The 18,170-nt window shown below is 52.5% G+C and carries 16 protein-coding genes; 14 read left to right on the forward strand and 2 right to left on the reverse strand.

Features of this window, described 5'->3' with window-relative positions:
• Positions 1-26 precede the first annotated feature (26 nt).
• From ALMA_RS04085 to ALMA_RS04125, 9 genes are all read left to right on the forward strand, one after another.
• Positions 27-461, forward strand: a complete 435-nt coding sequence (locus ALMA_RS04085) for an RbsD/FucU family protein (RefSeq protein WP_094726471.1) — start codon at positions 27-29, stop codon at positions 459-461.
• Positions 458-2,908, forward strand: a complete 2,451-nt coding sequence (locus ALMA_RS04090; RefSeq protein ID WP_094726472.1) for a glycosyl hydrolase family 95 catalytic domain-containing protein — start codon at positions 458-460, stop codon at positions 2,906-2,908. The genes ALMA_RS04085 and ALMA_RS04090 overlap by 4 nt, the downstream gene beginning before the upstream one ends.
• Before the next feature lie 146 nt (positions 2,909-3,054).
• On the forward strand, positions 3,055-4,398 hold the full coding sequence (locus tag ALMA_RS04095; protein ID WP_094726473.1) for a carbohydrate ABC transporter substrate-binding protein: 1,344 nt from the start codon (positions 3,055-3,057) through the stop codon (positions 4,396-4,398).
• A gap of 114 nt (positions 4,399-4,512) precedes the next feature.
• On the forward strand, positions 4,513-5,481 hold the full coding sequence (locus ALMA_RS04100) for a carbohydrate ABC transporter permease (RefSeq protein WP_094726474.1): 969 nt from the start codon (positions 4,513-4,515) through the stop codon (positions 5,479-5,481).
• A gap of 14 nt (positions 5,482-5,495) precedes the next feature.
• Positions 5,496-6,416: a carbohydrate ABC transporter permease gene (locus tag ALMA_RS04105; RefSeq protein ID WP_094726475.1), complete on the forward strand. Its 921-nt coding sequence runs from the start codon at positions 5,496-5,498 to the stop codon at positions 6,414-6,416.
• Complete coding sequence (locus ALMA_RS04110) at positions 6,413-6,592, forward strand: DUF6903 family protein (RefSeq protein WP_094726476.1); 180 nt, start codon at positions 6,413-6,415, stop codon at positions 6,590-6,592. The genes ALMA_RS04105 and ALMA_RS04110 overlap by 4 nt, the downstream gene beginning before the upstream one ends.
• On the forward strand, positions 6,592-7,905 hold the full coding sequence (locus ALMA_RS04115; RefSeq protein ID WP_094726477.1) for an alpha-L-fucosidase: 1,314 nt from the start codon (positions 6,592-6,594) through the stop codon (positions 7,903-7,905). The genes ALMA_RS04110 and ALMA_RS04115 overlap by 1 nt, the downstream gene beginning before the upstream one ends.
• 167 nt (positions 7,906-8,072) lie before the next feature.
• Entirely contained in the window at positions 8,073-8,687 is a 615-nt protein-coding gene (locus ALMA_RS04120; protein ID WP_094726478.1) for a hypothetical protein, read from the forward strand.
• Positions 8,684-11,122, forward strand: coding sequence for a right-handed parallel beta-helix repeat-containing protein (locus tag ALMA_RS04125; protein WP_148140250.1), 2,439 nt, complete (start codon positions 8,684-8,686; stop codon positions 11,120-11,122). The genes ALMA_RS04120 and ALMA_RS04125 overlap by 4 nt, the downstream gene beginning before the upstream one ends.
• 91 nt (positions 11,123-11,213) lie before the next feature.
• On the opposite strand, the gene ALMA_RS04130 is transcribed toward ALMA_RS04125, so the two are convergent.
• The gene (locus ALMA_RS04130) at positions 11,214-13,997 is read right to left on the reverse strand and encodes a DNA gyrase/topoisomerase IV subunit A (protein WP_094726480.1); all 2,784 of its coding nucleotides are present in this window, start codon (positions 13,995-13,997) and stop codon (positions 11,214-11,216) included.
• Positions 13,998-14,056: 59 nt separating this feature from the next.
• On the opposite strand from ALMA_RS04130, the gene ALMA_RS04135 reads away from it, so the two are divergent.
• The 3 genes from ALMA_RS04135 (at position 14,057) to ALMA_RS04145 (ending at position 15,940) form a co-directional block, all read left to right on the forward strand.
• The gene (locus ALMA_RS04135; RefSeq protein ID WP_169712305.1) at positions 14,057-15,289 is read left to right on the forward strand and encodes an alkaline phosphatase family protein; all 1,233 of its coding nucleotides are present in this window, start codon (positions 14,057-14,059) and stop codon (positions 15,287-15,289) included.
• 85 nt (positions 15,290-15,374) lie between these two features.
• The gene (locus ALMA_RS04140) at positions 15,375-15,647 is read left to right on the forward strand and encodes a type II toxin-antitoxin system RelB/DinJ family antitoxin (RefSeq protein WP_094726482.1); all 273 of its coding nucleotides are present in this window, start codon (positions 15,375-15,377) and stop codon (positions 15,645-15,647) included.
• An 11-nt stretch (positions 15,648-15,658) separates the two neighbouring features.
• Positions 15,659-15,940 (forward strand): type II toxin-antitoxin system YafQ family toxin, encoded by a 282-nt coding sequence (locus tag ALMA_RS04145; RefSeq protein WP_094726483.1) that lies wholly within the window; start codon positions 15,659-15,661, stop codon positions 15,938-15,940.
• Positions 15,941-15,992: 52 nt separating this feature from the next.
• On the opposite strand, the gene sepH is transcribed toward ALMA_RS04145, so the two are convergent.
• On the reverse strand, positions 15,993-17,108 hold the full coding sequence (gene sepH / locus ALMA_RS04150) for a septation protein SepH (protein ID WP_094726484.1): 1,116 nt from the start codon (positions 17,106-17,108) through the stop codon (positions 15,993-15,995).
• A gap of 288 nt (positions 17,109-17,396) precedes the next feature.
• On the opposite strand from sepH, the gene ALMA_RS04155 reads away from it, so the two are divergent.
• The gene (locus tag ALMA_RS04155; RefSeq protein ID WP_086105915.1) at positions 17,397-17,690 is read left to right on the forward strand and encodes a DUF4193 domain-containing protein; all 294 of its coding nucleotides are present in this window, start codon (positions 17,397-17,399) and stop codon (positions 17,688-17,690) included.
• Positions 17,690-18,169 (forward strand): dUTP diphosphatase, encoded by a 480-nt coding sequence (dut, locus tag ALMA_RS04160; protein ID WP_094726485.1) that lies wholly within the window; start codon positions 17,690-17,692, stop codon positions 18,167-18,169. The genes ALMA_RS04155 and dut overlap by 1 nt, the downstream gene beginning before the upstream one ends.
• Position 18,170: the final 1 nt, after the last annotated feature.

The raw sequence follows: 18,170 nt of genomic DNA on the forward strand, positions 1-18,170 counted from the left end.
GTACAGTCATACGAAGGAGTAAGGCCATGCTGAAAGGAATACCGGCTATACTCTCACCGCAGTTACTGAAAGTACTGTGTGAGATGGGACATGGAGATACTATAGTCTTCGCAGATGCGCATTTTCCTGCTCAAAGCGTCAGTGAGCGCGCCTGCGTCGTGCGCTATGATGGAGTGCGCATTCCTGAACTTCTTACTGCAGTGCTTACCCTCTTCCCCCTCGACCGGTATGATGACGCTCCTGTGACTCTGATGAAAGTGGTAGAAGGAGATATAGAAGGAGGTAGGTGTGCCGCTCCCATCTGGGATGAGTATGGAAGTATTCTTCAGGGAGCACATATGCAGTGGTGCGAGCGCTATGAGTTTTATGACCGTGCTCGTAGCGCATACTGCATAGTGGCTACGGGAGAAACTCAGCAGTATGCGAACATTATCCTGCGTAAAGGAGTAGTACGCGTATGAAAATGCTCTGGCATGGTGCAGCACAGCACTGGAATGATGGCATACCGCTAGGAAGTGGTCGTATGGGTGCCATGGTGTATGGCGCGGACGAGCAGATTACTTTCGCGCTGAATGAGGACACTCTCTGGTCTGGATATCCGAATGAGGATGTCTCGCCTCTGAACGCTCGCGATATGGAAGATGCGCGCAAGCTGCTTCGTGATGGACTGGTGAGTGAAGCAAATGAGCTTATTAATAGTAAGCTCTCTCATGCGCATGATGTGCAGGTTTATCTTCCTCTCGGAGATATGCATCTACGCTTCGAAGCTGCACGTACAGATGTGCAGCGCAGTCTCGACCTTGATGATGCGACGATGAGAGAGTGTTTTAGCCTAGATGACACCGCTGTAAAAGTAGAAGCGTGGTGCTCGCGGAAAACTGATGAGCTCATCGTGAAGGTAGATGCAACAGGTCTGCTGAACTGTACACTGAGTGCAGACGGTGGGTTTATAACACACGTAGATGCGCAGAGAGAGAAGCTCTGTATACGCGGTCAAGCGCCAGGTCTACACCGCCGCACTCTCGAAAATGCTGATGATACTCTCTGGAATCCAGAGAATGTCATCGGTGAAGGGATGGGGTATGCAGCAGTTATACGCTATGAAGTGGCTGAAGGGCAGGTGCAAGATAGGGGAAACTCCATAGCTTTCTCCGATATCCAGCATCTTACCCTCCGTGTGCGTATGCGTACGGGATATCGAGGACATAATGTGTCTATCTGTACAGATAGTGCACAAATACTCACGGAGCTTCTTACCGTGTGGAAAGAGGAGCATGCCGTAGGGGATGCTGTAGGTAATGCTGAACGTGACGCTGAACGTGACGCGAAGGATGAGTATGACACACTTTTTCGGCGTACGCGTATCTGTCTCGGTACAGCAGATGAGGAAGAGAGTGCGTATGAGTATGATGTCGCGAGGCTTCTCGAGAGTGTAGCGCAAGGGAGTGAGGATGCGCTTGCGCGGTGTGTGCAGATGCTCTTTTCTTTCGGAAAATACTTGGCTCTTTCGGGATCTCGCCTCGGTGCGCAAGCGATGACACTTCAGGGGCTGTGGAATAATCAAAAAGTGCCGCCGTGGTTTAGTGATTACACGACGAATATTAATACAGAGATGAATTACTGGCTTGTGGGCCCATGTCAGCTGGGGGATGTTATAGAACCGTTAGAGGTGATGAGCGAACAGCTGATATGTCCAGGAAGGAAAACTGCCCGAGATGTCTTCGGATGTGGCGGATCTGCAGTCTGTCATAACGTGGACATATGGAGAAAAAGTACTCCAGCACACGGTGATGCTCTCTGGGCACTTTATCCGTATGCGCACGCGTGGATATGTGCCACGCTCTATGATACATATCTCTATACGCGAGATGCGGAGTACCTAGAAAGAATTTGGCCTTCGATGTGTGCTACCGCGCAGTTCTGTATGGACGCGCTGGTGGAGAAGGACGATGGATATCTGGCACCGTGTGGTGCTATCTCTCCAGAAAATCAGTTTTATGTAGATGATACCGGGGCGGTGGCATCGGTGGCGAGTTATACAGAACACGCGCTCGCGCTGACACGTGAAGCCTGTAGAAATCTGTGTGAGGCGTATGAACATTTGTGCTCTGCTGGAAAAGATACGTGTGTCAGTGAGGATTCAGATACCTGCGCGAAAGTGGATGGAAAAGCATTTGTGACTCGCGCACGAGGTACACTTCCTCGCCTTGTTCCACCTCGCATTCGCGATGATGGCGCTGTGCAGGAATGGGACAGTCAGTATAAAGAAGTAGATCCTCAGCACAGGCATCTTTCGCATTTGTATGAGGTATATCCTGGTCGTGGAAGCGATGAGCGTCTCGAGAAGGCAGCTCGAGTAACGCTCGAACAGCGCGGGGATGATGGATCTGGCTGGAGTATAGTCTGGAGGATGCTTCTGTGGTCGAGACTCCGGGACTCGCAGCACGTACTGAACTGTATGAGGCTCTTTCTTCGCCGAGTAGATGCGGAGACTGAACCGAGTATTCATGGGGGAGGAGTGTATGGTAGTGGTCTGTGTGCGCATCCGCCATTTCAGATAGATGGAAACTTAGGCTTTAGCGCTGCATGTATGCAGATGCTCGTGGATAGCACGCCGAACAGTATACGTATCCTCCCTGCGTGGCCATGTGGAGGTGGATATGAGTCCAGTCTATGGTCCCGGGGAAGCGTATGTGGGGCAGGAACCCGTACGGGGCTGACGGTGGACGTGCACTGGGACTCGAAAGAAGTGGTGTGCTCTATACGGACGTATACGCAGGAGGAGGCTCAGAGTCTACGAGTACTGAGCGAAAAAGGCGAACGTGTATCTGTGCGATATGCTGAGGAAGAGATGTGGATTACGTATGAGGAGTGTGTACGAGGCACCACCCTTCGATTCAAACGATAATTTCGTAAAAAATAAAGAATATTTCGTAAATTAATTTCGCATTCTTGAAAATGTAGTGTATACTAACAATTGTACGTAGCAGTACACCCACATAGGTGCCAGACGGCGAAGCAGCAGTCTGATACCGTGAAGAGAAGGATGAGGAGATGATGAACTCTACTCAGATAAAGAGGATTCTGGCTCTAGTGAGCGCGGGGTCTATGATTATAGGTATGGCGGCATGCGGCGCTGGTAAGTCCGGCGGAAGCAGCGGAGGAAAAGTGACTCTCGAATTCGCAGCCTTCGAAGGTGGCTATGGTGCCCAGATGTACAAGGATGTCGTCGCTGCTTATGAAAAGGAAAATCCTAACGTAAAGATTAATCTCACTATCTCGAAGAAGATAGAAGATGAGATTATGCCTGGTATGAAGGCAGGAAAGTATCCAGATATAGTCGAGCTTGGTCAGGGTACGAAGTCTGGACTTACGGAAACCCTTTTGAAGGATAAAGCACTCGAAAAGCTGAATGATGTTCTCGACATTCAGGTACCAGGTGAAAGTAAGACTGTAAAAGAGAAGCTCGTGGATGGCGTCATAGGTCTCTACACGAATCCATACGGTGGTAGCGATACGTATCTTATGCCTATGTACTACTCGCCGACGGGTCTCGTCTATAATAAGACCCTTCTGAAGCAGAATGGCTGGGAAGTGCCGAGCACATGGGATGAGATGTTTAAGCTGGGAGATGCTGCGAAGGCGAAGGGCATATCCCTCTTCACCTATCCTACAGCAGGGTACTTCGATGCATTCTTTAATGCATTCCTCGCTGATGTCGGTGGAGAGCAGTTCTACGAAGACATCATGACCTATAAGAAGGATATCTGGAAGTCTTCGGATGCTACGAAGGCTCTCGAGACGACCTCGAAGCTTGTCAAGGACTACTTGAATCCGGATACTGTGGGCTATGCGAACGGTCAGGACTTCACGAAGAATCAGCAGTCTATCCTGAGCGATAAGTCTATCTTCATGCCTAACGGCACGTGGATAGTAAACGAGATGAAGGATGCTCCACGTTCGGACGGCTTCGAGTGGGGGTTTGCTCCAGTACCTACTCTCGAAGCAGGCAAGACGCACTATGTGAGCACCGCTCTGGAAGCTGTGTGGATACCATCGAAGGCGAAGCATAAGGAAGAAGCGAAGAAATTCATGGCGTACCTTTACTCGGATAAGGCCGCGGATATCTTTGTAAAGACGGGTGCTGTGCAGCCTATCAAGGGCGTCACTGATAAGGTAGACTCCACCATTCGTACCTTCTACGAGGTCTATAACCAGAAGGATGTGAAGGCTATAGCGGGTTCGTTCTCTACGACGGCGACTGTCGAAGGAAAGAACATTAAGCAGGATCTGTATGAAGCAGTGGATTCTGTGGCCTCTGGGCAGCTGAGCCTTCAGCAGTGGCAGGATAAGCTGAATGAAACCAGTAATGCTCTGAACGCTGCAGCTTCGAAATAACTGAATACGTAATTTCCCTCCTTAGCACAAGGGGCATGGGTACTCGCCAGGGTATCCATGCCCTTGGTGTACTGAGATAGGTGTGGGAAAGTCTTTGCTCAAGGAGGAGTGATTATGGCGACGATGCATACAGATCACGGAGGTGCTACGCATCCTAGCGGACATGTATATGCGTATACGCGCACGCATAAGACAGATCTGGAAAGAAAGCGCGCGAGGTTCGGGTTCTTCTGCGCGTTACCTACGGGATTACTTATCCTCATCTTCATCCTTATTCCCACGTTTAACATTTTTAGGATGTCCGTGTATAAGTGGAGTGGATACTCGGATGATCAGATATTTGTGGGCTTTGAGAACTTCCGTAAGCTCTTTGATGACATGAACTTCGTTCATGCTTTCCAGAATACTGTTCTGCTTCTCGTCGTGGTAACGAGTGTGACTCTTCCTCTGGCAGTCATTTTTGCGGCCATACTTATGCAAAATAGGATTATAGGTGGTTCTCTTATACGTTTTATCCTCTATATTCCTTCAGTTCTGTCCATAGTAATAGTGGCTGCTATCTTCTCCGCTATTTATGACCAGAATAATGGACTGATTAACGGCTCCTTACAGTTCCTTCATCTCGAGGGGCTTCGCCAGGTGTGGCTCGGAAATCAGAAGATAGTCATCTATGCGATAGCATTCTCCATGCTCTGGCAGTCTGTGGGATACTACATGGTTATGTATATGGCATCGATGGCAGGTATAGATCCAAGCCTGTACGAAGCTTCTCAGATAGATGGGGCGAGTAAGACGCGTCAGCTTTTTAGTTTGACTATTCCACTTATGTGGCAGAATATCCGCACTACGCTCACGTTCTTTATCATTAGCTCTGTAAACTTAAGCTTCGTACTGGTCACCGCGCTGACGAATGGTGGTCCGGATAATGCATCTCAGGTACTCCTTGGATACATGTATCAGCAAGCGTATACGAACTCGTCGTATGGATATGGCATGGCTATAGGCGTAGTTATCTTCCTCTATAGCTTCATTATGTCGCTCGTGGTCAGTCGTGCCACGAAGCGTGACGTGGTCGAGTTCTAGGAAAGGAGGAGGATATGAACACGCTCACTCATAAAGTACCACGTGCTCAGCGCATAGTAAATAAGAAGGGGACTGAGCATGCATGGACTGCTGGCCGTACCATCGGTCAGATAGTGCTTACTCTCGTCGCTCTGAGCATAGCCATACCTACGATATGGATTATCATCGCATCATTTAAGGATAAAGGAGAGTTTTATGGGAGTCCGTGGACTCTTCCTGAGGGCGTTCACTGGCAGAATTACGTCGATGCTTTTACAGATGCTCACTTGGGTCTGTACTTCGGCACATCTGTGATAGTGACCACGCTGTCCATGATTCTCGTGCTCGTCATCGCTCTGCCGTGCGCTTACGTGCTGGCACGCTTCTCTTTCCCGGGTAAGCGTTTGCTTCAGCTGGCCATCCAAGCAGGGCTTTTCATAAACGTGAACTACATTATCGTGCCTATCTTCCTGATGCTGGTAGACGCTGATAAATGGCTGCTTCAATTTTTCGATGCGGGCTTCTTCATCGATAACATCTTCGTTCTTTCGCTCGTTTATGCTGCGACTTCGCTTCCGTTTACGGTATTCCTACTTCAAGATTACTTCGCGACCATACCGAAGGCATACGAAGAGGCGGCTATGATAGATGGTGCTTCGCAGACTACTATTATGGTTCGCATATTCTTCCCTATGGCTATGCCTGCCATATCCATGTCCATGCTCTTTAATTTCCTGTGCTACTGGAACGACTACATCATATCCATGACCCTGATGACAGGAGATAACCGTACGGTGCAGGTGGGGCTGCTGAATCTCATGCAGACTCAGAAGGCCGCTACGAATTACGGACGTTTGTATGCAGGCATGGTCATAGTCATGATACCGGTACTTATCTTCTACGCCATCGTTCAGAAGAAACTCCTCGAGGCGTCAAATATGGGAGGCGTGAAATGAGTGAAAAGATACGAGCAGCTTTGAGCATAGGCTTTCAGTGTGTGCTGTATATAGCGTGTATAGTGCTCACTATCTTTGGTGCAGCACATACAGGATGGGTATATCTCGGGCTCGAGTTTGTGGGACTTCTCGGTATTATATCCATTATCTGGTTCTATAACTGGAGAAACAGGTAATGAAACGTACAGATGAAGACCTGACCTGTGTGCGTCCTTCCCCGCGCCAGCTCGTATGGCAGGATTTAGACATGTATGCCTTCATCCATTTTGGTATGAATACGATGACAGACCGAGAGTGGGGCATGGGACATGAAGACCCTGCGCTTTTCCATCCTGATTCTCTCGATGTGCAGCAGTGGATGGAGGCTCTCGTCTCGGCAGGGATGACAGGAGTGATACTTACCTGTAAGCATCACGACGGATTCTGTTTGTGGCCATCTGCATATACGTCGCATAGTGTCGCATCGTCTCCCTGGAAGGGTGGGAAGGGGGACCTCGTACGTGAGGTGAGCGATGCTGCTCGGGAGCACGGCCTGAAGTTCGGAGTGTACCTTTCTCCCTGGGATAGAACAGAAGAGAGCTATGGTACAGAAGCATATAATGACTTTTACATTCACCAGCTGACCGAACTGCTGACTGGTTATGGTGAAGTCTTTAGCGTGTGGCTCGATGGAGCCTGTGGCGAAGGGGCGAATGGGAAACGACAAGTGTATGACTGGGAGCGTATCTATGCCACCGTGCGCGAGCTTCAGCCTCGGGCTGTGATCAGCGTCTGTGGACCAGATGTACGCTGGTGTGGAAATGAAGCTGGACATACTCGTGCGGATGAATGGAGCGTAGTGCCAGAGATAGTGCGGCGAGCTGAGACGACAGCAGAGCGTTCCCAGAAGGTAGATGATGGGACCTTCTCTCGCTATATAGCTTCGAGTGAAGATGATTTAGGCTCGAGGAAAGCTCTCGACGAGTATAGTGGTGCGCTAGTCTGGTATCCTGCAGAGGTGAATACATCTATCCGCCCTGGGTGGTTTTACCATGCAGAAGAAGATACGTGCGTACGCAGTGCTAATGAGCTTTTCGACATCTGGTGCGCGTCAGTAGGAGGGAATGCGAGCTTCCTTCTGAATGTTCCTCCGGATTCTCATGGACGCATAGCAGTATCGGATAAAGAAGTTCTCGCTGAGCTCGGTACAAAGATACGAGATTTTTACAGGCGAGAAGTGATACTTGATGCTCTAGATGTCACCTTCGAGATTCCTCAGCTCATAGAAGCAGTGATTCTCAGAGAAGATATACGCTTCGGGCAGCGTATCGAATCAGTAAAGATTTATGCTGATGAAGCAAAGGAGCCTCTCGCCTCCTGCCAGAGCGTGGGAAATAGAAGAATATGGCGTATTCCTGCGAGGAGACTATCTCGTGTGCGCGTGGATATAGAGCAAGCGCGAGGGGAAGTACATCTTAAATCCTGCTCTATCGTGGTGGCTTCGCCATGATAATCCGAGACTTCTATAGAGTTATGCGTGCAGGGATAGTACTCATGGTAGCGCTGTGCCTGTGCGCAGCTTGTACGCTTCGTACTAGCGAAAAGACGGCAGTACCTTCCTCGTATACGCGGCATGAGAAACTTTTCCAGTGGGCATATCGTGAAGGATATACAGATTTGACCACATGGGAGGCCTTTCTTCGTGAGTATGCGAAATTCAGAGACGATGGTGTGCAGTATGGAGTACAGGAGAAAAGTCTAGACTTTTTCTGTGACTATGTGGTTACAGATGCGAAGCATTTTCTCCTTCGCTCTCACGCTCCTGAGCTGGAGCTCAGTGATGATGAGCTCCGCACATTTTACGAACAGCACGGGAGTGCCAGTGCGGCTCAGGGGCACCGTGCGTACATAGAGGTAGAAGACGGGAATTACTTCTCGGAGGATATGGCGAAGAGCATACGGAATATCGTAGAAGATGAAAGAATTGGTATTCCGGAAAAAGCAGAACGTATCCGCCAGCGCTATCCGGATTTGAGCTGGAAAATTATCCATGAAGAGGATGAACGCGGAGCTTCTGCTCACGCACAGGACAGAGCTGATGTCTTCCTTCAGCTGAGGAAGCAGACAGAAATGCGAGTCGAGGATGGCGGACGAAAGCTGTGGAGAATACTTCTTTCGGATAGTAGCTCTGAAGCCGTTCCGGAACTTGAAGATATAAAGGATACAGTACGTGAGAGTGCGCGCCGATGCAAGCTGGAAGCGTTACTGGAAAGAGAAGAAAGGAGTCGATGATGACTCATATACACCACCGGACGCTTGCGAGAAAACTCGCAGTACTCGGTGCATGCGTAGGAATGCTTTTGAGTGTGGGGGCACTGCCGTGTACCGCTCTCGCGTCAGAAGCTCTTTTCGATACACAAACATGGTCGGGTAACACTCCGAATCCTTATGGCGGTCAGGATTACTTCGTGGACAGCCGCAGTGGTGAGGATGCGTCTACGGGCACGAGCGCGCAGACACCGTGGAAGAATCTCACCCGCGTACACACAGTTACATTCCAGCCGGGAGATAGGATACTGTTAAAAGCTGGGTCTGTGTGGAATGACCAGCAGTTATGGCCTCAGGGTTCTGGTGCAGAGGATAAGCCCATTACCATAGCAGCGTATGGAGATAGTAATGCTGCAAAGCCATATATAGCCACGAATGGAAAAGTGGACATCCCCTTTACGCGAGGCAAAGGCACGGGGAACCCGCTCAAAGATCCACAGAAAGTGGGAACGACGGGTGCGGTAGTGCTGAGAAACCAGCATCACTGGGAGATACGCGAGCTGAGTCTATCTAATGATGATGACTTTAGCGTAGATAAAACAGCGCGGGATGGTACAGTCTGGGATGGAATATCCATATCGATTAATGCAGATATACTGGAAAAGCAGCAGGGCGTCGAGCAGCTGAAGGCACATCCTGAGCGCACAGTAATGAAGCATTTTCGTGTAGATCACGTCGATGTGCACCATCTCGACTCTCCAGATACATGGCAGAAGATATATACAGCTGGAGTAAACTTCCAGGTTTTCGGGTCGAAGAACCACGAATCATACGAGTATGCTCCTGGAGGATACCACTTCGATGATATCCGCATAGAAAAGAATACCTTCGATACAGTGGATCTGAACGCCATACAAGCGGGCTTTAACTGGTTCGGTGACGGTGCTGGTGAAAAAGACTCCAGTGGGAAATGGCATGATGGCTGGGAGCATCTCTGGGTACGTACGCATAACCAGTACACGACACAGCTGTACATAGGTAATAACTCCATGCACAGCATAGGTCAAGGTGCTATTCAGGTAGGAGACTCGAAAAATGTGCTGATGGAATATAACACTGTGAATGGATATCTGAAAAGATACCGAGCACAGTCCTGTGCTATCTATGCATATGCGAGTGCCGATGTACTTATACGCTATAACGAAGTTTTTGATGGTGCTGCAACGACGTATGACGGGACACCATGGGATTTCGAGTATAACGACTTTAATGTGGTCTATGAGCATAACTACTCCCATGATAATGGTGCTGGATGGTTTGCTTATATGGGTAATACAGATAAAGCTGTGGCTCGTTATAACCTCTCTGTGAATGATAATGGAACCATGATTCGTGAGTTTATGAGTGGAAACTATTCGCCGACTTACTTTACGAATAATGTCATCGTGTATAAAGGAGGCGCGCGGGGTCAGGGGAAAACACAGGCTGAGTTCCATAATAAATCATTCAAGAGCCCACTCTACTTCGTGAATAATGTCTTCTATAATTACGATGCGAGTACACAGACGCGCTGGAGGAACTCTGAGCGTGGTGAAGAAAACATCGATAATGCTATCTTCTACCATAACGTTTTCTTCGAGGCGTCAGGAAAGCATAAAAATGAGCCGCGTAATGAGGGAGGAAGCCATGAAGATCCGCACTTCGTGGGGTATGCAGGAGAAGCGAGCATTCCGCGCCTGGCTACCTTCTCGAATACCTCGTATTCTGGAGCAAAGGATACGCGTAGCGCTATTCGTGCTGTGGCACAGGCATTTACTCCAGCAGCAGGGTCACCTCTCATCGATACCGGTCTTACTACAGCATCGCAGGGAACGAGTGATATCCTCGGACATGCCATACAGTATGGCACTGCTTCGGACATAGGCATAGTAGAAGTGGATAAAGGGGAGAAGAATGCGAAGCCATTTCTCGCTGTCGATGTGGAGCATGCTCGGGAAAATCTCGCACAGTCCGCACGTGTAGTAGTGAGCTCTCAGCATCCTTCCTCTGAGCTGAGAGCGACGAATCTTACCGATGGGAATGGTGCTACACGGTGGGCAGCGCATGATGATGCTCAGTATCCTCTCGACATAGACATCCACTTCGGACGGGAAGTGATGTATAACACGGTGAAGATAGACGAGTATGTAAAGGTGTTCGGGAATAAACGCCATCCTGAGTGGGACACGCATGAGCGCATTCAGAGGTACTCTCTGTGGCGCTGGAATGACGCGTCACATGACTGGGTAAAGTTTTATACAGCCGACACAGGTGCACGTTCTGCAGCTGTATTTAGCCCGCAGTCTTCCACTCAGCTACGTATTCATGTAGAGTCCGTCTACTCGGGACGAGATACCTATCGCGGGCATCCAAGTCCACCGACTATCTCGGAGATAACTGTATCCATGAATATAGAATAGGGGAAAAGAAGGGCTGTGATGATGGTACTCACCACATCACAGCCCTTCGCTGTCTAGTTTCTCAAGTCCTACTCGCTTCCTAGTCTGTGCCCTACACCCGCGACACATCCGTCACCGCACTGCTCAGCTCGGTGCCCGAGCCGTCGCGACGCATGTCCACGTCTGGCAGTGCCACAGGGTGGCCGCTGTCGCTCGTGGCCAGTGGCGGCCAGGAGGTGACGGTAGCGGCTATGAGCGTGTTCTGTCCGCGCAGGAAGCGCTGAGAGCGCACGCCGCCCGTGGCTCGGCCCTTCGTAGGGTAGAGTTCGAGAGGGGTTATCTTTGCTGATCCCATATCGGTACCAGGCAGGGCATCCTTATCTCCGGCCACAGTGAGGACCACGGCGCCAGATGCGGATACTTCAGCCTCCTCATCTCCGGCCGTCCAGGACAGACGCTCAGCCGGAATCACGCTAAAGCTGAGGACCTGCTGGTCGTCGGCGAGTTTGATGCCGGCCATACCGGCAGAATTGCGCCCCTGAGCGCGGACAGCAGAAGCGGCGTACGTCAGCAGAGAGGAGTCCGAGGAGACGAAGACGAGGCGTGCGTCATCCGCAGCGTCCGCGGCGAAGAGGATCTCGTCGCCATCCTTCACGTCCATGACGCTCCACGAATCCATAGTCGTCGGCGACTCGCGGTTCCAGCGCTTGACGACGCCCAGACGCGTGCCGAGCGCGAGCGGAACGGGGCTCTCGGTGCCGTCCTGAGCCTCGCCGAGCGCGATGACGCTGACCGTATGCTCACCTGGAATTGGCTCTGTGCTTTCTGTGCCAGCAAGCAGCTCGTCCGCGCGAACACCGCCTGCGACGCTGAGCGCGGCAGACGGATCTCCCGGCGTAAAGTGTACGCTCGGCAGATCCGAGGTATGCGCGGTCACGAGACGACCCTGCGAGGTAATCAGACCATACGTGGCGCGCGTGGACGAGCGAATAAAGCTGACGAACGTATCCTCGGCGGTGCGCTGAGTTTCACGCGTACGCGCGAAGTATGCATCCCATGCAGCCTCAGGAAGACGCGCCACGAGGCCAGACGCACTCAGCGCGATGACGCATGGCGTATCCTCCAGCTCCAGCGCTTCACCCGAGATAGCACCGCGCGAGCTTCCCAGCGCGGACTGTGCTTCCATCTGACGGTTCACCGAAGCGAGGGCGGAGCTGGCGGACTGAGCGGCGTTCGGCATGCTTGCAGCGCCCGCGCTCGCATTCGAGCCGTTCGCACCCGAGCCGTTCGCGCCCGCGCCCGCGCCGTTCATGCCCGTGTCCGCCTGAGCCTCGCCGGAAGTCCCAGACGCACTCTCAGCCGCCGGGACCACACTAAACGTGCCATCCTCGCCCTCGTCGAGCAGGACAGTGCGGCGCGCATCTGCCCACTGCGCCACAGCTTCATTCATGGAATCCACCACCACAGCATCCAGCTTTTCCGCAGACGACAGTATCTCCGTGAGCTCCTCGATGCGGCGGCGCAGGTCATCGCGCTCCGTCTCGAGCTCGATGCGGCTCATACGCGTTAAGCGGCGCAGACGCAAATCCAGAATGTACTGCGCCTGAATGTCGTCCAGGTCGAAGACTGTCATGAGTCGGTTCTTCGCAGCGTCGGCGTCATCCGACGAGCGAATGACCTCGATGACCTCGTCGATGTCGAGCAAAGCCAGTAGCAGGCCCTCCACGAGGTGGAGGCGCTCTTCGGCCTTACGCTTCCGATACGCGGAGCGCTTGCGGATGACGTCACGGCGGTGCGCTATCCACACTTCGAGCAGCTCTTTCAGTCCCATAGTGTGCGGGCGTCCATCTACGAGAGCCACGTTATTTATGGTGAAGTTATCTTCCAGCGGCGTGTATTTGAACAGCTGGGTGAGCACGGCCTGCGGGTCGAATCCCGTCTTAATCTCGATGACCAGACGCGTGCCATTATGGCGGTCGGTGAGGTCGATGGCGCCCGAGATGCCGTCGAGCTTCTTATTCTTCACGCCATCCGATATGCGCTCGAGGACCTTTTCTGGCCCCACCATAAACGGCAGCTCGGTGACGATGATAGCCTTTTTTCGCGCTGTCACATTCTCGATGTGCGTGGTCGAGCGCGTGGTGAAAGTGCCACGTCCTGTCTCGTATGCGTCGCGAATGCCGGAGCGTCCCATGATGATGCCACCGCCTGGCAGATCAGGGCCTGGGATGTAGCGCATGAGATCATCCACGCTAGCATCCGGGTGGCGCATGAGGTACTGCGCGCCTTCCACTACTTCGCGCAGGTTATGCGTGGCCATATTCGTGGCCATACCCACGGCGATGCCCGACGCGCCGTTTACTAGCAAGTTCGGAAACTCTGCCGGAAGTACTGCCGGTTCTTCGAGCTTATTATCATAATTCGGTGTAAAATCTACCGTCTCTTCGCCGATGGAATCGATCATGCCGAACGCAGACGGTGCCAGACGCGCTTCTGTATAGCGCGAGGCAGCAGGACCGTCGTCGAGCGAACCGAAATTACCATGACCGTCCACGAGCGGCAGGCGCATAGCAAACGGCTGCGCGAGGCGGACCATAGCTTCGTAAATGGCTGAATCTCCATGCGGGTGCAGCTTACCCATCACTTCGCCCACCACGCGCGCGGACTTCATGTACGGCTTCTGCGGAGTCAGGCCCATCTCACCCATCTGGTAGACGATGCGCCGCTGCACAGGCTTCATGCCGTCGCGCGCATCCGGAAGTGCGCGTGCATAGATGACCGAATACGCATACTCGAGGAAGGACGTGCTCATCTCCTCGTTCAGCGGCGTATCGACGATGTTTTCCTTCACTGTGCGTGGGTCATATGTAGCGGCGTGTGTGCGTGTGCGTGCCATGAATCTCCTTTAAGCCTTAACGTACCTATTATATGCCGGGCGTGTGATTGAATGACAGTATGGGGTTTTACGCAGATTCAGATCTTTTACAGATGCAGGACATCGTCACGTATGACGCACCGAACGCGCAGGGGCGCGGGGGAGCGCGTCACTTAAGTGCCGTCCTGCCCGCTGTTTCTGCGGCTCTCGGCGCTCCGGTGAGCACGCGTGTGCATGCGGATGCGGCTGGCCTTCAGACCGCGCTCGGCATACCGTCTGCGCGCTCTGTCCTCGTCGTGCTCGTGGATGGCCTCGGCTTCTGGAACGTCGTGGAGCGTAAAGGCCACGCACCGTTTCTGCGCTCGCTGCTGTCTGATTCCGCGAATTCTCGGCCAATTTCTTCATCTTTTCCCACGACCACTGCGACGGCGCTGAGCGTCTTCGGGACGGGCACCTGCCCGGGGCTGACGGGCATGACCGGCTACTCGCAGATAAATCCTGCTACGCGAGAGCTGTCCCAGATGATTAAATTCACCGGGGGGCTCGACCCTCTCGCTGTGCAGACGCAGCCGACCGTCTTCGAGCAGCTTGCGAATGCTGGGGTGCGCGTGACGACGGCAGGACTCTACCAGTTTAAAAACTCTGCGCTTACTCAGGCAGCTCTGCGTGGTCCGAAGTATATCTCTGGGCCAAATGCTGAAGCGAACGCGCTCGCGGCCGCGAAAGCCACGCACACGCCTGGGCTCACGTACCTCTACATCCGTGATGCGGATAAGATGGGGCACCAGTATGGCTGGCGCGATGAACACTGGGTGAGTGCTTTCGAGACAGTAGACGAGCAGCTGCGCACTGTAGTCTCACGCGCGGCGCGTGGTACTCTGCTCATCATTACAGCAGATCACGGTATGATTAGCTCGAATCCGGACACACGCATCGACATCGCGGAACATGCCGAACTTCGTGAGGGCGTGGATGTGGTCGGTGGCGAGCCACGTGCGGTGGCGCTGTATGCGCGTGAGGGAGCTTCTACAGATGAGGTGAACGCGCTGGCTGAGCGCTGGCGCGACTTCCTCGGCTCGCGCGCACTCGTCTACACGAAGGACGAGGCTATACGCGCAGGACTGTATGGGCCTGGTGAGCTTATGCGCGAGGATGTGCGCGCCTACCTCGGAGACATCCTCGTCCTCGCCACGGGAGACGTGACCATCGTGGACTCGCGCGTCCAGACAGACATGGCCACGCGCCTTCCCTCAGTGCATGGGTCACTGACGAAAGCAGAAGTGGACATTCCGCTGTTTATGGATGTGCTGTAGGGGATAGGGGAAGCTTTTCGTTTACAAAAACATTATTATGGTGTACAATGTATACACAAGTAATGTTTTTAAGGAAGGAAAAGACATGGCTACTTCTCCAGTACAGATACGTATCGATGAGACTGTAAAGAAAAATGCCACGGTGCTTTTTAATGAGCTTGGTTTAGATATGTCGAGTGCAGTGAACATTTTTCTTCGCCAGTGCTTGCTTCATGATGGGCTTCCTTTCTCTGTGGAAAAGCCGGCATATAAGAAGAGCACCCTAGCAGCTATGGAAGAAGCTCGACGTATCTCCAGAGATGATTCCGTTCCTGCATATACGACTATGGAAGATCTCAAGAGAGCATTAGAAGAGTAGTTGGTTGTGACATGCGTTATAAAGTAAAGTTCTCATCGACGTTTAAAAAATCATATAAACGCATAAAAAGGCGTGGTCTCGATGTGGAGCTACTTGATACTATTATAGGTAAGCTTGCCGCTGGAGAAGCTCTTGATGCACGGTATAGAGACCATGCCTTAGGAGGGAATTTTGCTGGATTTCGTGAATGTCACGTACGGCCGAACTGGCTCCTTATGTACTACATCGAAGATGATATTCTTACTCTCACCTGTGTAGATACAGGGTCTCATTCGGATCTTTTTAAGATGTGAGTATACGGCACCTGAGATGGCATATACTCACATCATAAGGGAAAGATTTCTGTTACTCCTGTCCCTTCGGCCCGAAGAGGATATCATCCCACGCTGGGATGGCGGAACGCTTACGTGGGGTCGATGGAGTCGATGGCGCTGATGACGTCGACGCAGTAGACGTAGATGAAGTGTCCGTCTCACTCATTCCCGCCGCACTCGCATGCGCGCTCGCGCTGCCAGCAGAGGAACCCGCCTCTGGCGTGAATGCAGGAGCATCGGCGGTTCCCTGTGTTTTCTGAGAGTCTCGGGGCGCCTTCTGGGCGTCAGTACTCTTCTTTCCATCAGTCTTCACAGGAGTCTTCACAGGTGCAGACACTATTTTTCGGAAGGCGCCCGTGCTCATATGCGTGTCTTCGCGCATGGACTTCATGCTCACACTTTCGAAGGATCCTGTCCGCATGGACACTGCGCCCGACGAAGCAGTGCGAGCACCAGAAGCTCCGGTAGGATCAGCCGTAATAATAGGTACAGCATCCGTGCTGAACAGCTCCTTATCTACAGGAGAAGCAGCAGAAGAGACTTCGCCGAGCAGACGCTTCGCGGGCATGTTCACGCAGACTACGGAGCGGTCACGTGGGTTATACATCCATTCAGCTGTCTCGCTCGTGCTCTGTGAGCTGTATCCAGAGGTATAGGTAGCCTTCACTCGCCATGGCGAGTGGCCTTCGCGTGTGGCAGTCCAGGATATCTCCGAGAAATCGGATCCGAGAGAAGCGACTGTGGAGATGATGACGTCGCGCACGCGCGAGCTCGTGGCACGGTCGGTGAGCACAGTATCGAGGAATTTCCCCACGATAAACTGCTTCTCCTTTTCTACAGGAGCAGCGAAGCGCCGTACGAGAGCAGGAGCCACAGCGTAGTCACGCGCGATGTCGTCATAGGAGTGTCCTGAGCGAATAAGAGTCTGAATGGCAGAGAGAGGAAGTGCTTTCTCTGTCTGCGGTTTCGGGCTGCCCTGGTGGTCTCGCCGTGTCTGCTTCGCGGCGAGAATTCCCTGCTCGAGCTCATCGGTGACCTCGAGGATAAAGGTGTCTCGCGTCAGAGGGTCGCGCAGGATGAGATTTCCCCTGTCATCCACACGCATAAAAGTCACCATAATGTTCGCAGTATTCGCATTTCCAGCCATCTTATGCCCCTCACGCCCACTCTCTCTCCACGAAAAGAGAGAAGAAATCATACTTCTGCTCACTATAGTAGGGTGAGGTACGCACATGCCACTTCCACGGCCGAAAGCGGGCTCAAAACACGTGATTTTACCCACATCGCGACATTTCACTCGCCGCGGATTTGTCACACAGAAAATTTGTAGTATTATGCAAACGCATAAGGACATTTCGCGTTTTCCGCGAATTTCGGCGGCACGCCGCGGAATTCCACCGGATTTAGCGAAATCACACACAGAAAGGAGTGGGCCATGGCTCAGGACTATGATTCTCCTCGCTCGAAGGACGAGGATGAAGAATCCATCGAGGCGCTAGGGAATAGCTCTCGCCAGAATCAGAGCGTCGACTTAGATGATGACGAGAACGCTCTGGCTGAAGGCTATGAACTCCCAGGCAGCGACTTGAGTAACGAAGATGCGAGCGTCACCGTCATCCCTATGCAGGGAGACGAGTTCGTCTGCGTGGAGTGCTTCCTCGTCAAGCATCGCTCTCAGCTCGCCTACACGACGGACGAAGGTCCAGTGTGTAAGGAGTGTGCTGCATAGTGGCATTCGATGAGATGTATAACGAGCCAGAAAGCCTCGAAGTCCTCGTGAAGTTCCTGAATGAGGATGTTCGGGCTTCTGGCTTGTATTATGCGCATGCTGGAGATGCAGGCGTGGACCTGCGTACCACCGAAGCGTTCGACCTCGCTCCGTTTGAGCGTCACCTCGCTCCTACGGGTATAGCCCTCGCGCTTCCTGCAGGCTACGTGGGACTCGTGCATCCGCGCTCCGGTCTGTCCATTAAGCAGGGCGTGACCGTGGTGAATGCGCCGGGGACTATCGACGCAGGATATCGCGGGGAAATTAAAGTTCCGCTGATTAACCTCGATGCGCACGAGACGCGGCATTTCGAGCCGGGAGACCGCATCGCACAGCTGGTCATTCAGCGCTATGTCGAGGCGCGGTTCGTGGAAGCTGAGAAACTGCCGGATTCTGATCGCTCTGAGCGAGGGTTTGGTTCGACCGGCATTTCGGACTAGA

It is taken from the genome of Alloscardovia macacae (genome assembly GCF_002259705.1).
GTDB classification, from domain to species: Bacteria; Actinomycetota; Actinomycetes; order Actinomycetales; family Bifidobacteriaceae; genus Alloscardovia; species Alloscardovia macacae.